This is a genomic window from Corynebacterium drakensteinense, from assembly GCF_041224285.1.
Taxonomy (GTDB): Bacteria; Actinomycetota; Actinomycetes; order Mycobacteriales; family Mycobacteriaceae; genus Corynebacterium.
The window spans coordinates 1-625 of sequence record NZ_JAXOFP010000040.1 but is presented as its reverse complement, the minus strand read 5'-3'; the positions used below and the strand labels follow the sequence as shown (position 1 = coordinate 625).

1 protein-coding gene is annotated in these 625 nt (G+C 45.0%); it reads left to right on the top strand.

All coding sequences use genetic code 11. The features are described from left to right. Window positions 1-34: 34 nt before the first annotated feature. On the top strand, window positions 35-625 hold a 591-nt coding region (locus tag U1140_RS11360; RefSeq protein WP_369847964.1), incomplete at its 3' end, for an ATP-binding cassette domain-containing protein.

Here is a 625-nt window from a genome sequence, read left to right as displayed (position 1 = left end):
CTTAAGGGTAGAACAGACGAAAGGAGCGATAGGAATGATTTTATTACAAGCGTCGAATGTAGCACGACATTTTGGGGCAGAAATTTTGTTCAATCAAGTGAATTTAGAAGTGAAGAGCGGTGCGCGGATTGGTTTAGTCGGGCGCAATGGAGCGGGTAAATCTACACTATTACACATCTTAGCTGGGATTGAAGAGCCGGATGAAGGTCGCATCTCCAAGCGCAAAGACTTAACGGTCGGCTTCTTAGACCAACATACCGGCTTAGAATCTGAGCGTACAATTATGGAAGAGATGCTGGCGGTCTTCGAACCCGTTATTAAACTCGAAAAAAATATGCGCCGAACTGAAGAACGGATTAGCCAACTTGATCCTGCTAGTGAAGAATATCAAGACGTGATGACACAATATGACAACATGCAAGTTCGCTTCAGACAACTTGGAGGGTACAGTTATCAGAGTGATATCCGGATGGTATTACACGGTTTTCGCTTCTATGAAGAGGACTTCGACAAGCCTATTAACACCCTCTCTGGTGGTCAGAAGACGCGTCTCGCCTTAGCTAAATTACTGCTCGAGAAAAAAGACTTACTCATCCTAGACGAGCCCACGAACCACCTTGATATC